This is a genomic window from Streptomyces sp. NPDC004284, from assembly GCF_042874035.1.
Classification (GTDB): domain Bacteria; phylum Actinomycetota; class Actinomycetes; order Streptomycetales; family Streptomycetaceae; genus Streptomyces.
Genome location: NZ_JBIAMJ010000010.1, coordinates 68,551 through 85,559, shown reverse-complemented (window position 1 = coordinate 85,559; position 17,009 = coordinate 68,551). Strand labels below are relative to the sequence as shown.

Below are 17,009 nucleotides of genomic sequence, written 5' to 3'. Positions count from 1 at the left end.
ACGCTCCCGCTGCATCAGTAGGCCCCGTGCCCGTAGAGCACCGCGCGCAGCGTCTTCCACAAGATCACCGCGTCGAGGGCGAGCGACCAGTCCTCCACGTACCGCAGGTCCAGCCGGACCGCCTCCTCCCACGGCAGATCGCTGCGTCCGCTGATCTGCCACAGGCCGGTGAGGCCGGGCTTGACGAGCAGCCGCCGCCGGATGTCCTGGTTGTACGCGGCGGACTCCTCCGGCAGTGGGGGCCGCGGTCCGACCAGCGACATCGAGCCGGTGAGCACGTTGAACAGCTGCGGGAGCTCGTCGAGCGAGTAGCGGCGCAGCACCGCACCCACCCGGGTCACCCGGGGATCCCGGCGGACCTTGAACAACAGCCCGGCACCCTCGTCGAGTTCGGCCAGCTGGGCGCGTGCCTTGTGCGCCCCGGAGACCATGGTGCGGAACTTGAGGATGGTGAACTCGCGGCCGTCCTTGCCGACCCTGCGCTGGCGGTAGACCGCCCCGCCCGGACTGTCCATCAGGACGAGCAGGCCGACGAGTAACATCAGCGGGGCGAACAGCAGCAGCAGGACCGCCGCGCCCATCCGGTCGGCGACCTCCTTGACCGCGCGGCGGCCACCGGTGAAGGTCGGCATGCTGACCCGCAGCAGGGGGATCCCGAGCACCGCGTCGACGTGCAGCCGGGGGCCGGCCACCTCCATGAGCACGGGGGCCACGACCATCTCGGCGTCGCTGCCCTCGAGGTTCCAGGCCAGCCGCTGGAGCCGGTCGGGCGACCAGTGCGGGTCCGGCGTGACCGCGACGACCCGGTAGCCGTTGCGGCGGACGTGACCCGCGACGTCGGTCAGCCGGCCGACGACCGGCACACCGTCCAGCTGGTCGCCGTCGGGCCCGGGGCTGTCCGCCGTGCACACCGCCTCCACCCGCCAGCCGAGGTGCGGGAACTTGCGGGTCCGGGTGATCAGGTCGCGCACGGTGGCGAGGCTTCCGGCGGCGAGCACCGGGCGCAGGCACCGCCCGTCCTTCCGCTGCTTGTGCAGCCAGAGACGCAGCAGATACCGCTCGGTCATGGTGACGAGCGCGATCGCCGGGATCGCGACGAAGATCCAGAGCTTGATGTTGCGCGAGCCGAGGGCGATCCCGCTCAGCGCCAGTACGACGGCGGAGGTGAACAGGGAGCGTCCGAGCCGGCGGAACTCCTCGGCGCCCTGGCCGAGCACGGCGGGAGCCCACGACCGGCTCACCGCGAGGGTCCCCAGGACCAGCAGCTCGGTGCCGATGGCGAGGAATCTCCACTTCTCGTGCCAGTTGGCCGCGTCCCTGGCCCCGAAGAAGCCGCCTATCGCCGCCACCACGAAGGCGGTGGCCACCGTGTCACTGGTGATCACGGCACGGCGGTAGCGCTGCTCCCAGTCGAACGAGGGCCGGCTGATCGAGCCGTTCTCCAGCCGGTCGCCTCCCGATGGGAACGGGGCGACCAATTCCCGCTGCTGCACAGAACCCCCCCGGGCACCACTGGACTGGACGTGTTCGCTCCACACGGTTCCTCCCCCCGGGAGACCCCCGCCTCCCGCGCTGATCCTCCCCTCGGGAGGCCCCCGCCCCCCGCGTCGCGCTGTTCCTCTCACCGGAAGGCATCCGCCCACCCCGCGAATGACGCACCGACCGCCGCAGCGCTGCCCGGACACCCCTCCAGGCGATTGATCATCATTTGTCGCCTGGTGTCCGGGCTTGTGAAGCAAGGTCAATCTAGAGCATCGCGGCCCTCCAGAAGAGGGATGTGCGCAACTTGTGCTGAACCTTTGGAGGTTGATCCGCCGCCGGTCAGCCGCCCGAAGAGGGCCCGTCGACGGAGGCATGCCCTTGTGACCTGTGGTGACGGGTGCTGAGCGGGCTGTAGGCGCCGGAAGTCCGGAAGGGCACACGGCACTTGAGGCCGGTTTGAGCTTGGCTTGTTTTTTAACCTGTCCGCGTGTCCGGAGGCCGTCGATCCGCGCTCTTCACCAGGGCGTCACTCCTTTGACGCCTTTCCTCATACGGGAGTTGGAGGTATCCGACCACCCGCCGGGCGCCCTCGCCCGACGGCGTCCGGAGGGCGTTGTCAGTGGGCGGGGATACGTTGTCGATGTTCCGCCGCTCCGGCGTGAACATCCCCTTTGACGTGCATGGGAGAAGTGCGTTGCCGGTCTGGGAGAGGTCGAGCGCGGCACGGGTGGTACCGCCCGCGCGGCCGCGGAAACTTGCCAAGGTGCCGTTCGTCGAGCTGGCCGACGGGCGGTTGCAGGGCGTGGTGTCCAGCGGGTCCGACATCGGGCGCGTGTACGTGTCCTCGATCGCCGCCGGGACGTACGCGTTCGCGTGCAGCACCAACAACAACCGCCCCTGCGGCGGCGCGCGCGGCTCCTTCTGCAACCACATCCGCGCGCTCGTCACCGAGGCCGTCCTGCAGTACGGAGCGCAGCGCGTCGCCCGCTATCTGAAGGCCGATGCCCCGGACGCCGAGCCCGACGCCGACGCGCTCGTCTCGGCGATGACCGCCACACGTCCCGCGCAGGGCGACACCTCCGCCGCCGCCCCGGTGTTCAGCCGCTTCCTGCGGCACCTCGCCTATCTCGAACTGGAGCCGGTCACCGCGCCGTTGCCCGAGATGCAGTGGTTCCCGCCGACGAGGGCGGTCGCCTGATGCGTACGGACCTGCTCGACGACCCCATCGACGGACTCGACGAGGCGCTGGCCGCCGTGGACGCCTTCGACGACGCCCTCGTCGCCGGCCTGCTCCGCCCGCAGCCCGCCCAGACCGACGGGCTCGCCACGCTCGTGGCCGCCCTCACCGGCACACCGCTCGCCTCCCTCGTCGCCGAGGCCGCCGACAAGGCCGCGGCCGGCACCGCAGGCGAGGACCACTTCGTCGCGCTCGCCGCCGCCCGCACCGCGCTCCTGGGCTCCGTCCACGACGCCCTGACGGCCCGCGTCGGGGACGTCACCGGCCGCCCCTCCGCCGAGCTGCCGCCCCGGGCCGCCGGCGGGGAGGAGTCCGCCGCGAACGTCCTGGCCGCCGCCCGCGCCTGGCTGTGCGACCTCGCCCGCGCGGGCTGGCAGGGCATCGACCACGAGCTCGTCGGCGGTGCCGCACCCGTGGTCTCCGCGATGCTGCCGGACCCCGCGCTCCGCCGGCAGGCGACGCTCCTCGACGGCTTCGCCGCCGAACTCGCCGCGTCCTGCCCCGGGGCCACCCTGGAGCGCGTCCCGGCGCGCCGCTGGGCCGACCTGTGGTCGCGCGCCCTCCTGCTGACCCTGCCCGGAGCCGCCCGCACACCCGCCGTGTCCACCGCGACCGGCCGCCTGCTGCCCCTCGGCGTCGACGTGCAGGAGCACGCGACCGCCGTACAGGCCCAGGTCCACGCCGTGCTCGAACCGGCCGACGGCACCGCACCGCGCCTGGTCCGGGCCGCGGTGTCCGCGCCCAAGCCCGACACCGTCGTCGGCGCCGGGCTCTGGCAGCTGCTCCGGCCCCGCATGTCACTCCTCGCCGCCGTGAGCGAGGGCCGCGCCATGGAGCTCGACGCCATGCCCGTCACCGCGGAGGGCGACCTCCTCTGGGACGACGAGCACGCCCGTGCGGGGGAGCCCGCCGACCCCTTCGCCACCGCCCGCGTCGTCCTCGCCACCGCGACCGACCCCGTCACCGCCCCGCTGGACCGCCACCCCGTACGGCTCGCCGTGCCCGTCCTCCTGGAGGGGTACGCGGCGGAGCGCGAGGACGACGGGCCGCTGACGTTCACGGTCGCGGGCCACCGACTGGCCGTCGACACGGACCGCGCGCCGGCCGCCGGTCCGCTCGCCCCGGAGACGATCGCCGCGTCCCACGCCTGCCTGGGCCTCCTCCGCTGGGACGCCGGAGCCTTCCTCCTCCAGCCCCTCGCCGTCGAGACGACCGTCCGCAAGAAGACCGTCGCCGTCCACGCGGGCGCCTGGGCCGGCACCACCACCGACAAGGCCGGAGTCCGCGCGGAGAAGGCGGCCACCGACGCGGTCACCGTCCTGCGCGAACGAGCCGGAAAGCTGCTGCGCTCATGAACGAAGCGACCTTCTCGACCGGGGAGGCCGGCGGCACGGCTTCGACCGGGGCGGCCGTCTCGACCGGAGTGACCGGCGTGAGCGGTCCCATCGGCTCCGACGTCTCGGCCGGCGTGGGCGGCCCCATCGGCTCCGACGTCTCGACCGGAGTGAGCGGTCCCACCGGCCCCGCCGCCACGACCGACTCCACCGGCGTGACCGACCCCGCCGCCCCGGCCGGCCCCGTGACGGAGGTGCCGGACGGACCCGACCCCGATGTCAACCGGCGGCAGGTCCTCTACTGGCGGCTCCTCGCCCGGCTCTTCGACCCCGAGGAGCAGGGCGCCCTGGAAGCGGCGAGCCTCGCCGTCGTCGAGGACATCGGGCTGCCGTCCGCGCTGCTCGACCCGGGAGCGTCCGTGGACTCCGTGGTCCAGCGCCATCCCGGGCTGGCCGAGGAGTTCGACGGCCTGATGGCGCCGGAGCCGGAGCCGGACGGTGCGCGCGACCGCGCCGCCGAGGTCCGGCGCGCCGCGCTCGCGTCGAAGCTGCTGCTGAACGTCTTCGCCACCGGCTCCGGCACCGTGTCCGCCGGACAGCTGGCCCGCTGGCAGTCGGACGCGGGCTGGCTGGAGCGCGCGCTCGGCGACCTGCCCGGCGGGCCGCGCGGCGGCCTCGGAACCGAACTGGGCGCCATCGAGGCCGACCTCGTCCGGCGCATGCACCTGCGCGAAGTGCTGGCCGATCCCGCGCTGGCCGCCCGGCTCACCCCCAGCATGTCCCTGATCGAGCAGCTGCTGCGCGACAAGGGCAACCTCTCCGGCGTGGCGCTGGCCAACGCCAAGGCGCTGATCAGGCGGTACGTCGACGAGGTCGCCCAGGTGCTCCGTACGCAGGTCGAGAAGGCCACCGCCGGTGAGCTCGACCGCTCGGTCCCGCCCAAGCGGGTCTTCCGGAACCTCGACCTCGACCGCACCATCTGGAAGAACCTCACCCACTGGAGCCCGGAGGAGGAGCGGCTCTACGTCGACCGCCTCTACTACCGGCACACCGTCCGCAGGACCACACCCCAGCGACTCGTCGTCGTCGTGGACCAGTCCGGTTCCATGGTCGACTCGATGGTCAACTGCACCATCCTCGCCTCGATCTTCGCCGGGCTGCCCAAGGTGGACGTCCACCTCATCGCGTACGACACCCGCGCGATCGACCTCACGCCCTGGGTGCACGACCCCTTCGACGTATTGCTGCGCACCAACCTCGGCGGCGGCAACGACGGGCCGGTGGCGATGGCCATGGCCCGGCCGAAGATCGCCGAGCCGAAGAACACCGTCATGGTCTGGATCTCCGACTTCTACGAGTTCGACCGCTCGCAGCCGCTGTTCGAGGGCATCGAGGAGGTCCACCGCTCCGGGGTGCGGTTCATCCCCGTGGGCTCGGTGACCAGCTCCGGACGCCAGGAGGTCAACCCCTGGTTCCGGGAGCGCTTCAAGGCGCTCGGCACCCCGGTGATCTCCGGCCACATCGACAAGCTCGTGCACGAGCTCAAGACCTTCCTCACCTGAGACCGAAAGGCTTCGCACATGTCCGACCTGCTCCGCGCTCCCGCCGAGATCAAGTACGCCGAGGAACTCGACTGGCTGGAGTCCGTCGACGACAACCCCAAGCCCTTCTCCTGGCGCCTGTCCCCGAAGATGGTCCGCCTGTTCATCCTCGGCTCCGAGCGCGCCGACGGCCTCGACCGGGAGGTGGCGCAGAAGTGGTTCGGCGACCGCAGCTTCGTCGAGCGCTCCATCGTCACCCTCGCCTCCGACCGCGGCCTGCTCCTCATCGGCGACCCCGGCACCGGAAAGAGCTGGCTCGCCGAACTCCTCGCGGCCGCGATCAGCCGCAACTCCACGCAGGTGGTCCAGGGCACGGCCGGCACGACCGAGGACCACATCAAGTACTCCTGGAACGTGTCGATGGTCATCGCCAAGGGCCAGTCCCGCGCGTCGATGATCCCCTCGCCGATCATGACCGCGATGGAGACCGGCACCATCGGCCGCTTCGAGGAGCTGACCCGCTCCACCAGCGACGTCCAGGACGCGCTCATCTCGATCCTCTCCGAGAAGTACATCTCCGTCCCCGAACTCGACGGCGCCGACGGCGAGAACATCGTCTTCGCCAAGCCCGGCTTCTCGGTCATCGCCACCGCCAACAGCCGCGACCGCGGCGTCAACGACCTCTCCTCCGCGCTCAAGCGCCGCTTCAACTTCGTCCGCATCCCGGTCGTGACGAACAAGAAGAGCGAGGCCGAGATCGTCCGCTTCCGCACCGAGGAGCTGCTGCGCCGGCACGCCATCGAACTGGACGTGCCGCCGACCCTCCTCGACGTCCTCCTCCAGAGCTTCGCCGACCTGCGGGCCTCCGCCGCCGCGGCCGGCAGCGACGACGAGAAGCTGGAGTCCGCCCTCTCCACCGCCGAGCAGATCGGCGTCCTGGAGGACTCCATCCTGCACGGCAACTTCTTCGGCGAGCGCACCCTGACCGCCCGCACCCTCGCCGCCTCGCTGGTCGGCACGCTCGCCCGGCGCGAGCCGGAGGACCTGGCCATCCTCAACAAGTACCTGCACGGCGTCGTCGAGCCGCGCGGCAAGGAGGAGGGCGGCTCATGGCCCGAGTTCCTCGAAGGCGGCCGCGAAGCGATCGCGAAGCTGTCGTGACCGGGACCCCTTTCACCGCGCTGCGCGGTCAACTGCACGAGGCGGCAGCCGAGTTCGCCGACGGGCCGGACGCCCTGGAAGGCATCCTCCTCGGCCTGGTCGACGACGTCGACCGAGCGGTGGAGGAACCGCTGGAGATCTTCCCCGTCTGTCATCACTCGCCCGCCTCCGCCCTCGCCATGGCCCGCCGGCTGCGCGAGAAGCAGCCCAAGGTCGTCTACCTGGAGCTGTGCGAGGACATGGCGCCGCTCCTCACCGAGCTGCGCAACTGCCGGCTTCCGGTGGCCGTGCAGGCGTTCGCGAGCGACATCGACGGCTTCCCGGCCGACTGGGCACCGCTGTCCGTCGTCGCCCCGATCACCGAGGCCTCCGCCGAGTACCAGGCCATCGCCTACGCCCTCGACACCCCCGGCGTGGAACTGGTCCTCGTCGACCGCTCCTCCGACCACGTCTTCCAGTGGGACCCGCGGCACGAGCGCACCGACGAGCCGGCCACCCCCGAGGAGGGCGGCACCGAGGCCGCGCTCCACGGCGAGGCCGTCGGCGTCGAGATCGGCGACCTGCGGCCGCGCTTCGCCGAACTGGAGGAGCACCTGCTGCGCCACGGCAAGGTGCGGCACTGGTCGGAGTGGTGGCACCAGTACGTCGAGGTGCCGCTCGGCGACAGCGACCACGACACCTACCGCCAGGTCATGTTCCTCATCGGCAGCCTGTTCCGGCGGCTCGCCCCGGGGGACGGGGACCGCGTCCGCGTCGACGAGGACCGCGAGCGCCACATGTGGACCCGGATGCGCGAGCACCTGGCCGCGACCGGCACCGACCCGGCGGACTGCCTGTACGTCTGCGGCGCCTTCCACGCGGCCAGCCGCGTCGAGGAGTTCGGCGTGCACGGCGGCGACGGCTTCGCCGTCCCGCCCCGCACGGCCACGACCTGGCAGTACGGGCTCATCCCCTCCAGCAACGCCGCGATCGAGGCCCAGTTCGGCCTCGCCCCCGGATCCGTGTCGATCGCGGCGACGCAGTGGACGAAGAACCTCAAGCGCACCCGGGTGAAGCCGTACCGCCTGGACGGCCAGGCCGGCACGAAGCGCACGGGGGCGAAGGCGGTCGCGCCGGCCGCCCTTCCCGCCGCCGAGGCACCGGCCGAGGACCGGCTCTCCGGCTTCCTCCAGAAGCCGCCGGTCCTCGACACCCTCGACGAGACCGAACTGCTCGGCTGGTCCGTGGACATCGTCCGCGCCGCCCGCCGCAACGGCTACCTCGCCTCCACCGCCGACGCGATCGCCGTCTTCGAGACGTCGATCCTCCTCGCCGGGATGCGGGACCGGGCCAAGCCCACGCCGTACGACTTCCAGGACGCCGCGGTCACCTGCATCGAGAAGGACAGGGTGCCCGGGCGCCGGGACGTGCGCCGCCTCGTCGAGATCATGATGGGCGGCGACCGGATCGGCCAGGTCGGCTACGAAGCACTGCCGCCGCTGGCCCGCGACGTCCACGACCGCCTGGCACCCCTGGAGCTGAACCTCCAGCAGCGCGGGGTGCGCCGGGCCCTGCTCGACATGACCTCCCGGCCGGAACTGCGGGCCTGCTCGGACGTCCTGTGGATGCTGCGCCGTCTGATGCCGCACGGTGCCGCCCGGCCCGTCATGGGGGAGCGGCGGCTCGGCGAGCGGTCGATCCAGGAGTCCTGGGACCTCGCCCTCGGCACCCACCAACGGGCCCTCATCGAACTCGGCTACGAGGGCGTGAGCCTCGAACAGGTCCTGGAGCAGCGCCTGCGCCGCACCGCGTACGGACCGCGGGCGACGACCGCGGAGGTCCTCGCGGCCGTCGAGGACGCCACCCTGTACCTGGGCGGCCGGCGCCTCGCCGAGGAGCTCGGCTCCCGCGCCCTCGACGTCCTGGCGGGGGAGCGCACGGTCGACGGGGCGCCGGAGGTCCTGCGCCGGGTGCGCGGACTCCTCGCGTACTACCGCACCAGCGAGCCGGTGCTGCCGCCCTGGATCGAGTCCTTCGTCAGAACCGGGTACGCGCACTACTGCACGCTGCTGCCGACGGCTTTCCGGGACGAGGACGCGACGGTGGGGCAGGTCGCGGCGATGCTGGGCTTCCTGTTCAGCATGGAGAACCTGGCGCTCTCCCTGGGCTGCGACAGGACCCAGCTGGAACTGGCGGTCGCCCAGGCGCACCCGCGGGACCCGGCGAAGACGGCCCTGCTGTGGGCGGCGCAGGTCCAGCTGGGCACGCTCTCCCGGGGCGAGCTGCGGGCCCGCTGCGACGAACTCCTCGCCAACCCGCTGGCCGTGCCCTCCTACCCGCGCCACCTCAGCGGCTTCGTCCACGCCCTGGAGCCGGTGCCGGGCCTCGCGGACGTGGTGGTGGAGGCCGTGTCGAACGCCTTCGGGCGCCTGCCGGACGCCGTGCTGCTGCCCTGGCTCCCGGCGCTCATCACGACCCTCCGCTCGAACGCCGCGGAGCTGGCCCCGCTGCTCATCCGCGAGGCGGGACGGATCTTCCCGGCCCGGCTCGCGGCCCTGGACACCTGGGTCCCGCCCTGGCAGCGGCAACCGGCCGCGCCGCGCGCCCTCCCCGCGGCCACCGCCCCTCGGGGAGCGGCGCTCCTCCCCGCCCACCCGGCGACCTGCGACGCCCTCGCGGAGCTCCTCGGCTGCGCGGAGGGATGGACCGAGACGGATCCGTCGGCCCCGGCCGGGCCGGGCGCGGCACTCCTCGCCGCCCACCCGGACACGGCCGAGGCACTGGCGGCCGTCCTCATGGCCCGATGACACCACCCCGGCCGTCGGTGCCGCCGGCGGCCCGGGAGACAGGGGGGGGAGCCGCCCCGCCGCTACTGGCCGACCCGCCCGTCGACGCGCTCGCGCAACAGGTCGGCGTGCCCGCAGTGGCGGGCGTACTCCTCGATGCGGTGCACCAGCAGCTCGCGCACCGCGATCCCGTCCTTCGGGAGCCGTTCGCCCAGGTCGAGGTGGTCGGCGAGCGCGGCGTCGGCCGCGGCCTGCTCGCGCTCCAGATCGGCGTACGCGGCGTCGACCACCGCCTGGTCGGCGACGGCCCCGTGGAAGTCCGCGTCGCGCTCGCCGTACACCTTCGGCAGCGGTTCTCCGGTGATCCAGGTGATCCAGTCCCGCTCCACCTCGGCGAGGTGCCGGATCAGGCCGAGCAGCGACATCGTCGACGGCGGGACCGAACGGCGGGCCAACTGCTCCGGGTCCAGGCCCTCGCACTTCATCCGCAGGGTCAGACGGTAGCCGGAGAGGAAGTCCCGCAGCGTCGCGAGCTCCCCTTCCGGACCGTCGCCGTCGGTCTCACGGGGGTCGTCGGCCGGGTCCGCCCACATGTCGGGGTAGACGGCCGCACGGCTCCAGCGCTCGGGGTGATCATTCATGCGCTCATCCTCGTCGGAGAACGCGCGGCCCCGCCACGGATTTGTCCGGCCCCTGAACCGGTCCGGCCCCTGAACCGGTCCGGTCCAGGGGCCGGACCGGACCGGGGCGGGTCAGGTCACGCAGAACGGCACGGTCCGCACGTACCCGCCCAGGTTCTCGTCGTCCGTGCCGAGGGCGGCGTCGGACGAACCGGGCAGGCACTCCACGGCCTCGATCTTGTAGCCGGGGAACCTCCCGAGCACGGTCGGCGAGGCCGCCAGCGTGATCCGTACCCGGCCCGTCGCCGACACGGTCACGCGGCCCGCGTCGCTCACCGCCGAGTCGAACGGCCCGTCGTCCCCGGCGTCACCCGCCGAACCGACCAGGATCCGGCCGGAGTCGGTCAGGGCGATGTCGGAGATGTGCCGGGTGGCGTCGTCCGCCGGGTACGAGGACCGGTAGGTCCGCTGCGAGACGGAGCCGAACAGGGGCTGCCCCCACGGCGCGAACGTCAGCGACGCCGCGTACAGCGTGGCCGGCCGTCCCGCGCCGGCGCCCCGGTCCGCCCAGAGGGCGGCGAGCTTTCCGTCCCGGGCGACCAGAGCGAAGCTCTCGAAGTCGTCGCCCTCGCCGATCGCCGGCAGCGGCGTGTAGTCGACGACCGTCGCCGTCGAACCGGCCACCTTCAGCCGGTAGAGGATGCCGCGGCCGGTGAGCGCCAGGTACTCGCCGGGCATCCCCGGGACGGCTTCGACGGCCTCCAGGTCGACGGGCTCCGCACCCTCCCAGGCGAGCGGGGCGATCACGGTGGAGTTCTCGGTGCGGGTGATCCGGGACAGCCTCGGCTGCCCGGACCTCTTGTTGTCGTGCACGACCAGGGCGTTCACCCCGTCCCCGTCCTCGGTGCGCCCCTCGTACGCGAGGCCGCTGACACCGCTGCGGGAGTCACCGCCGACCCTCTGCCAGGCGTCGGCCGCGCCGGCCGGGGCGCCGCCGAGCACGGCGAGGAGCGCGGTCGTCGTGGTGAACCAGGTCATGCGCTGCATCATCGGAATTCTCACGGGAAGTCGCTTGCCTTCTCTGTCCGACAGACGCGAGGTCACGCGCCGGGCGCCAGGTTATGGATCTTGGTGGGTGCGGCCCAGCGAGGGTTACGCCATCCGCCGGAGCGTGAAGTCGTACGGAGAGCGCGGGGCCGGGTCGCACGCGGCGGTGGCGCTCCGTCCACGAACGCCGCCGATTCACTCGTCACGGTGGACCCGGCCGAGCCGCCGTCCCCGCGCGCCGAGGCTCGGGCACCGTGACTCCCATGCACGCCCGCCGCACCACGTCGCTCCTGCTCATCGCACTTCTCGCCGCCGGATGCGTGGCCGTCCCGCACGGTCCCGACCCGGCCCCGCCGGCCCGCCCGGGCGCCCTCGCGCCGGCCGCCGACCGGCCCCCCGCCCCCCTCCCCGCATGGCCCGTGCCCACGGAGCCCGCCCCTCGGGAGGCCCTCACCGCCGCCGAACCCCGGCCGGACTCCCGGCCGGATCCCGGGCCGGCCCGGACTCCCGGCCCGCGGGCGGCCGGCGCGGCCGCCGGGGAACCGGCCGCCCGCCGACCGCGCGCCCAGAGGCCGGTGAGGCCGGTCCCGAACCGCCCGCGCACCGGGGCGAACGAGCCCGGGAAGCCCACGGTCAGGAGGACCGGCCCGAGGGCCGTCCCCCGTTCCCCGCAGAAGAAGCGCCCGGCCCCCGTCCGCCCGCACCGGTCGACGGACGCCCGGCCGCCCGAGATGCGCCGCCTCTGCCGTCAGGCGGAGTCCATCCAGGCCCCCATGGGCGCCGCCGGCCTCTGCCGCACCCTGTACGGACGCTGACCCCGGCTCCTCCTCCCGCCCGGACGGAAACCCGCTTGTACCGGCCCGATCGGCCCGGATATAAGACGATCATGATCAGACCCCGGCCGTTCCTCCCCTCCGACATGCCCCGCCTCCAGAGCACCGTGGCGGAGTGGATCGCCACCGCCGGCCGCGACGCCTACGACCACGTGGGCGAGCTTCCGCACCGCGTGTACGACAACCTGCGCGGCGGCCCGCCCGTCGGAGACCTCGTGCACGTCTGGGAACACGAGCACGAGCACGGGCCCGGGGACGAACGGCGCATCGTGGGCGTCACGATCTGCCTGCGATTCGGCGCGGCGTTCGACGCGTTCTGCGCGCCGGAGCTGCGCGGCACCGACGCCGAGCGCGCGATGCTGACCTTCGCGGCCGACACCACCACCCGGCACATGGCGGACGGCGAGGAGTACGTCCTCACCGACCTCTTCGAGACCGACACGACCCGCGGCCGCCTCCTGAACGAACTGGGCTTCACGTACTTCCGGGTCTGGGACGACGTGAACACCCGCGACCTGACCGATCTCCCTCCCCTCGTGGTGCCCGAGGGATTCACCGTCCGGGCCGCCACCCTCGCCGACGCCGACGCCCTGGCCGAGGCCCGCAACGCCTCGTTCGGCTCCGACTGGACGGGAACGGCCTACCGGGACGGGATGATGACCCGGCCCGGCTACGACCCGGCGCACGAGATCGTGGCCGAGGCCCCGGACGGGCGCATCGGCGCGTACACCGTCCACTGGGTCGACGAACGCAACGGCCTCGGCCACTTCGAGCCCGTCGGCACCCACGAGGCCTTCCGCCGCCTCGGCCTGGCGCGGGCGGTCATGACCGAGTCCATGCGGCGCATGGCGGAGCTCGGTCTCCGGCGCGTGACGGTCAACCACGACGCCGAGAACCTCCCGGCCGCGAAGCTGTACGGCGCGCTGGGCTTCACCCGCGAGTGCCGCACCCACGGCTACCGCCGGGCGAAGGCCCAGGCCTCGATGTCGCGGTAACGGATCGGGCCGGGGCCGCGACCGTAGTTGCTGCCGACGAGGTGGAGGCGCTCGGCGGGCCACCGCCGGCCGGTGAAACCGGCGAGCCCCGCGGCCGCCTCCCGTACGGACGTCGGATCGTCGCGGCGGGCGCGGGCGAGCGTCAGATGGGGGCGCAGCGGCCGGTCCTCGAAGGGGATGCCGCACTCCTTGACGACCGTCCGCACCTCGGCGGCGAGCGCGTGCAGTCCGTCCAGGTCGCCGTCGATCCCGCTCCACAGCACCCGGTCGTCGAAGTGCCCGCCGCCGCGCAGCGCCAGCTCCAAGGGCTTCCGCTCCGCCGCGATCTCCGCCAGCGGCGGCCGCAGGAGGGGGACGGCCGCCACCGGGAGCTCCCCGAGGAACGCCAGCGTGATGTGCCAGTCCTCGATCCGGTTCCACCGCATGCGCGGGTACGCCTCGTACGCGGGACGCAGCTCGTGGGCCAGCTCGTCCTTCGCGTCATCGGGCGGGGCGAGCGCGATGAACACGCGCACGGTCGCGCCCCGCGCCCCGTCGTCGTCACCGGACTCCGTACCCCGCCCGGGCGCCTCAGCCATCTTCCGTTCCCTGCCCACTGTCCGTACCGCCACCGTCGGAGGCGAGGGTACGCGGTGCCCCGGCCACCAGCGGCGCCGGGGACGCCCGGGTCCCCACCACCCGTGGAGGAGGCGCGTGCCCCGCGCGCTCCCCCGCGAGGGTGGTTCCCCGGGGGCCAGTGGGGCGCAGTGCGGCACGGTCCGCACGGGTGCGCGGCGCGAGGGGCCGAAGCTGTGCGCCGATCCCTGTTCACCTGCGAAGACGGAGGTTCGTCCCCCCATGACCCATGCACTTCTCAGACCGGCGGTCCGGCGCCGCGGACCGGGCGGGAGGGCCGGAGTGCCGGCCGCGCTCGGACTCGCGCTCGTCCTCGCCCTGCCGGGCACCGCCTTCGCGGCCCCCGGCGACCTGGACCCGACCTTCGGGCCCGACGGCCGCGTGACGACCCCCGTCACCGGGACCGCGGAGGGCCACGACATCGCCCGGCAGGCCGACGGGAAACTGGTCGTGGTGGGCACGAGCGAGGCCGGTTTCGCGCTCGCCCGCTACACCACGAGCGGCGCCCTCGACACCGCCTTCGGCAGCGGCGGCACGACGACCAGCGACTTCGGCGGCGGCTCCCACACGGCCAACGCCGTCGCGATCCAGCCCTCGGACGGCAAGATCGTCGTGGCCGGCACCACCGAGGTGGTCGCCGACGAGGGCGGAGGCTGCTGCTTCTTCTCCGTGGCCCGCTACAACACCGACGGCAGCCTCGACACGGGCTTCGGCAACGGCGGCCTCGTACGGGTCGACGAGTTCGGCGGCTCCGCGGACGGCTCCGACGTCGCCGTGCAGCCCGACGGCCGGATCGTCGCCGCGGGCAAGGGCGCGGGCGGCGGCTTCGCGCTGGTCCGGCTCAACACCAACGGCACCCTCGACCCCACCCTCGGCGGCGACGGGGCCGTGGTCGCCGGCTTCACGCCCACCTCTCCCCAGGACGCCGGCGGCATCGCCCGGAGCATGGCCCTCCAGCCGGACGGCAAGATCGTCTCCGTCGGCTACGTGGGCAACACCGCCTTCGACATCGGCGTGGTCCGCTACAACGGCAACGGCACCCTCGACACCACCTTCAGCGGCGACGGCATGGTCACCGCCGACTTCGGCGGCACCGAGTTCGGCAACGCCGCGGCCGTGCAGTCCGACGGCAAGATCCTCGCCGCGGGCTCCGGGGGACTCGGCTACGCCCTGCTCCGCTACAACGCCGACGGCACCCCCGACACCGGCTTCGGCACGGGCGGGCGCACCTCGGTCAACTCCCCGGGCGACGGGGGCGTCGCGTACGCCATGGCGCTCCAGCAGAACGGCAAGATCGTGCTCGCCGGCCGGGCCGACGACCCGAACAGCACCGAGGCCAACGACTTCGGCCTGGTCCGCTTCCAGACGAACGGCACCGTCGACACCGGCTTCGGCCACAGCGGCTTCGTGGTCACCGGCTTCAACGACTACGACGAGGCCCGCGGCGTGCTCGTCCAGCCGGACGGCAAGATCGTCGCGGCCGGCTACGGGGCGGGCTATCAGTTCGCCCTCGCCCGCTACCAGGGCGGTGACGGCACGCCCCCGCCCCCGCCGTACGCCGACCTGTCGGTGACGAAGTCCGGGACGGCCACCGTGAGCATCAGCGACCGCGCCACGTACACGGTGACCGTCACCAACGCGGCCTCCTCCACCGCCACCGCCACCGGCGTCACCCTGACGGACACGCTCTCCGGCGCCGGAGCGACCCTCATCTCGGCCGCCCCCTCGCAGGGCACCTGCACGACCACCGCGACGGGCGCCACCTGCGCCCTCGGCTCCCTCGCCCCGGGCGCCGCCGCGACGGTCACGGTGACGGCCGAACCCCGGTCCACCGGCACGCTCACGGACACGGCGAGCGTCAGCGCCACCCAGCCGGACCCGGTGACCTCCGGCAACACGGCCACCGCGACCACCTCGGTGAACAACGCCCTCGGCTGCACGATCATCGGCACCAGCGGCACGGACACCCTGAACGGCGGCTACGGCAACGACGTCATCTGCGGCCTCGGCGGCAACGACACCATCCGCGCGAGCTACGGCAACGACACCGTGTACGGCGGCTACGGCAACGACAACATCGACGGCGGCTTCGGCGACGACACCCTCAACGGCGGCCCGGGCAACGACACCCTGACCGGCTACTACGGCAACGACCGCCTCACCACCACCGACGGAGTCTCCGGCAACGACACCGCCAACGGCGGCCCCGGCACCGACACCTGCACCACCGACCCGGGCGACACCCGCATCAGCTGTCCCTGACCCCACCCGCCCCCGGGTGCCGTCGGCGCCACCCGCGCCGACGGCACCCGTGCGTGGAGCACCCGCCCCACGGGCCCTCAGCGCTCGGCGCGGACGCGCGCCTGCTCCCGTACCGCACGCGGCGACAGACCGAACTCGGCCCGGAACACCCGGCTGAAGTGACTCGCCTCGCCGAGACCCCTGCGCGCCGCGAGGACGTACGCGGGCAGGTGGGCGAGCGAAGGATCGACGAGGTCCCGGCGGATCCGCTCCAGACGGCGCCGGCGCACGTGATCGCTCACCGTCACGCCCGACTCCCTGAACAGCGCGTGCAGATGGCGTACGGAGATGTGGTGCGCCGCCGCGATCGTCCCCGGCGACAGGTCCTCCGCGAGGCGTTCGTCGACGTACGCGAGGATCCGCTCCAGGGCCCCCGCGGACCCGATGCCGGAAGCCGCTCCCGCGCCGCCCGCCTCGCGCAGCAGCGTGCGCAGGATCGCCGACACGTGCTCGCCCATGTCCCGGCGTGCCAGCGGCCCGAACCCATGGGCCCGCTCGGCCAGTTCGCCGAGCACGGCCGAGAGCACCCGGCCGCTCGGCGAGCGCGGCAGCTCCGCGTTGGCCGTCACCGCGCCGTCCGCCCGCGCCAGCTGTCCGCCCGTACCGGCGTCCAGGGACAGCACGAAGTACCGGTGCGAGGAGCCGAGTTCCAGCCGGAACGGCCGCGCGCCGGTGTAGAGCACGAAGTCACCCGGTGAGAGCGCCGCCCGCCGCCCGTCCTGCTCCAGCTCCCCGCGCCCCGACACGAGCAGACCGAGGAGATGGCCCGGCCGGGGAGCCGCGGGGGAGGGCCGGGGCATCACCCGTATCTCCTGCTCCCCGCTGATGTCACAGCCGCTCAGGGCACCGAAGCGGCTCGGCCGCATGTCGGCCGTGTACCCCTCGTCGCCCGCCCGGGCCCGGACCAGGACCGTGTCGAAGGCGCCCGACAGGTCCGCCGACGCGGTGTCGAGATAGCCGAAGACCAGGTTGCCGTCGTCCCGTCGCTCCACCGGCATGTCGTGCTCCTCCCCGCCCCCGCCCGCACCGCACGCACCCTTCGCGTCGTCCGGTCCGCGCACTACGGGCACAGAACTCT

Annotated in this window: 13 protein-coding genes; 8 read left to right on the top strand and 5 right to left on the bottom strand. The window is 73.5% G+C overall.

Translation table 11 applies throughout. From position 1 onward, the window contains the following. Positions 1 to 14: 14 nt before the first annotated feature. Entirely contained in the window at positions 15 to 1,493 is a 1,479-nt protein-coding gene (locus tag ACFYUS_RS24890) for a sugar transferase (RefSeq protein ID WP_388856091.1), read from the bottom strand. A gap of 683 nt (positions 1,494 to 2,176) precedes the next feature. On the opposite strand from ACFYUS_RS24890, the gene ACFYUS_RS24885 reads away from it, so the two are divergent. From ACFYUS_RS24885 to ACFYUS_RS24865, 5 genes are all read left to right on the top strand, one after another. Further along, positions 2,177 to 2,680: a hypothetical protein gene (locus ACFYUS_RS24885; RefSeq protein ID WP_388856089.1), complete on the top strand. Its 504-nt coding sequence runs from the start codon at positions 2,177 to 2,179 to the stop codon at positions 2,678 to 2,680. Next, a complete protein-coding gene (locus ACFYUS_RS24880; RefSeq protein WP_388856087.1) occupies positions 2,680 to 4,074 on the top strand; it encodes a hypothetical protein in 1,395 nt (464 codons plus the stop codon). Before ACFYUS_RS24885 ends, ACFYUS_RS24880 begins: the two co-directional genes overlap by 1 nt. A gap of 224 nt (positions 4,075 to 4,298) precedes the next feature. Next, positions 4,299 to 5,615 carry a VWA domain-containing protein gene (locus tag ACFYUS_RS24875; protein ID WP_388856476.1) on the top strand — a complete coding sequence of 439 codons (1,317 nt, stop codon included), beginning with the start codon at positions 4,299 to 4,301 and terminating at the stop codon, positions 5,613 to 5,615. Positions 5,616 to 5,633: 18 nt separating this feature from the next. Next, the gene (locus ACFYUS_RS24870; RefSeq protein ID WP_388856084.1) at positions 5,634 to 6,755 is read left to right on the top strand and encodes an AAA family ATPase; all 1,122 of its coding nucleotides are present in this window, start codon (positions 5,634 to 5,636) and stop codon (positions 6,753 to 6,755) included. Beyond that, positions 6,704 to 9,541, top strand: coding sequence for a hypothetical protein (locus tag ACFYUS_RS24865; protein ID WP_388856082.1), 2,838 nt, complete (start codon positions 6,704 to 6,706; stop codon positions 9,539 to 9,541). Before ACFYUS_RS24870 ends, ACFYUS_RS24865 begins: the two co-directional genes overlap by 52 nt. A gap of 62 nt (positions 9,542 to 9,603) precedes the next feature. Here ACFYUS_RS24865 and ACFYUS_RS24860 read toward each other — a convergent pair whose 3' ends face one another. Both ACFYUS_RS24860 and ACFYUS_RS24855 read right to left on the bottom strand, forming a co-directional pair. Further along, complete coding sequence (locus ACFYUS_RS24860; protein WP_388856080.1) at positions 9,604 to 10,161, bottom strand: DUF664 domain-containing protein; 558 nt, start codon at positions 10,159 to 10,161, stop codon at positions 9,604 to 9,606. A gap of 111 nt (positions 10,162 to 10,272) precedes the next feature. Beyond that, positions 10,273 to 11,178, bottom strand: a complete 906-nt coding sequence (locus tag ACFYUS_RS24855; RefSeq protein WP_388856079.1) for a hypothetical protein — start codon at positions 11,176 to 11,178, stop codon at positions 10,273 to 10,275. A 272-nt stretch (positions 11,179 to 11,450) separates the two neighbouring features. Between ACFYUS_RS24855 and ACFYUS_RS24850 the strand changes: the two genes are divergently transcribed. Both ACFYUS_RS24850 and ACFYUS_RS24845 read left to right on the top strand, forming a co-directional pair. Next, positions 11,451 to 12,002 (top strand): hypothetical protein, encoded by a 552-nt coding sequence (locus ACFYUS_RS24850; RefSeq protein ID WP_388856076.1) that lies wholly within the window; start codon positions 11,451 to 11,453, stop codon positions 12,000 to 12,002. 71 nt (positions 12,003 to 12,073) lie between these two features. Further along, positions 12,074 to 13,015 (top strand): GNAT family N-acetyltransferase, encoded by a 942-nt coding sequence (locus tag ACFYUS_RS24845; protein ID WP_388856073.1) that lies wholly within the window; start codon positions 12,074 to 12,076, stop codon positions 13,013 to 13,015. Here the strand turns inward: ACFYUS_RS24845 and thpR are convergent. Beyond that, on the bottom strand, positions 12,976 to 13,593 hold the full coding sequence (thpR, locus tag ACFYUS_RS24840) for an RNA 2',3'-cyclic phosphodiesterase (protein WP_388856070.1): 618 nt from the start codon (positions 13,591 to 13,593) through the stop codon (positions 12,976 to 12,978). The genes ACFYUS_RS24845 and thpR overlap by 40 nt on opposite strands. Positions 13,594 to 13,852: 259 nt before the next feature. On the opposite strand from thpR, the gene ACFYUS_RS24835 reads away from it, so the two are divergent. Beyond that, positions 13,853 to 15,892 (top strand): calcium-binding protein, encoded by a 2,040-nt coding sequence (locus ACFYUS_RS24835; protein WP_388856067.1) that lies wholly within the window; start codon positions 13,853 to 13,855, stop codon positions 15,890 to 15,892. Positions 15,893 to 15,969: 77 nt separating this feature from the next. Here the strand turns inward: ACFYUS_RS24835 and ACFYUS_RS24830 are convergent, their stop codons facing one another. Then, positions 15,970 to 16,929, bottom strand: coding sequence for a helix-turn-helix domain-containing protein (locus ACFYUS_RS24830; RefSeq protein WP_388856065.1), 960 nt, complete (start codon positions 16,927 to 16,929; stop codon positions 15,970 to 15,972). Positions 16,930 to 17,009 lie beyond the last annotated feature (80 nt).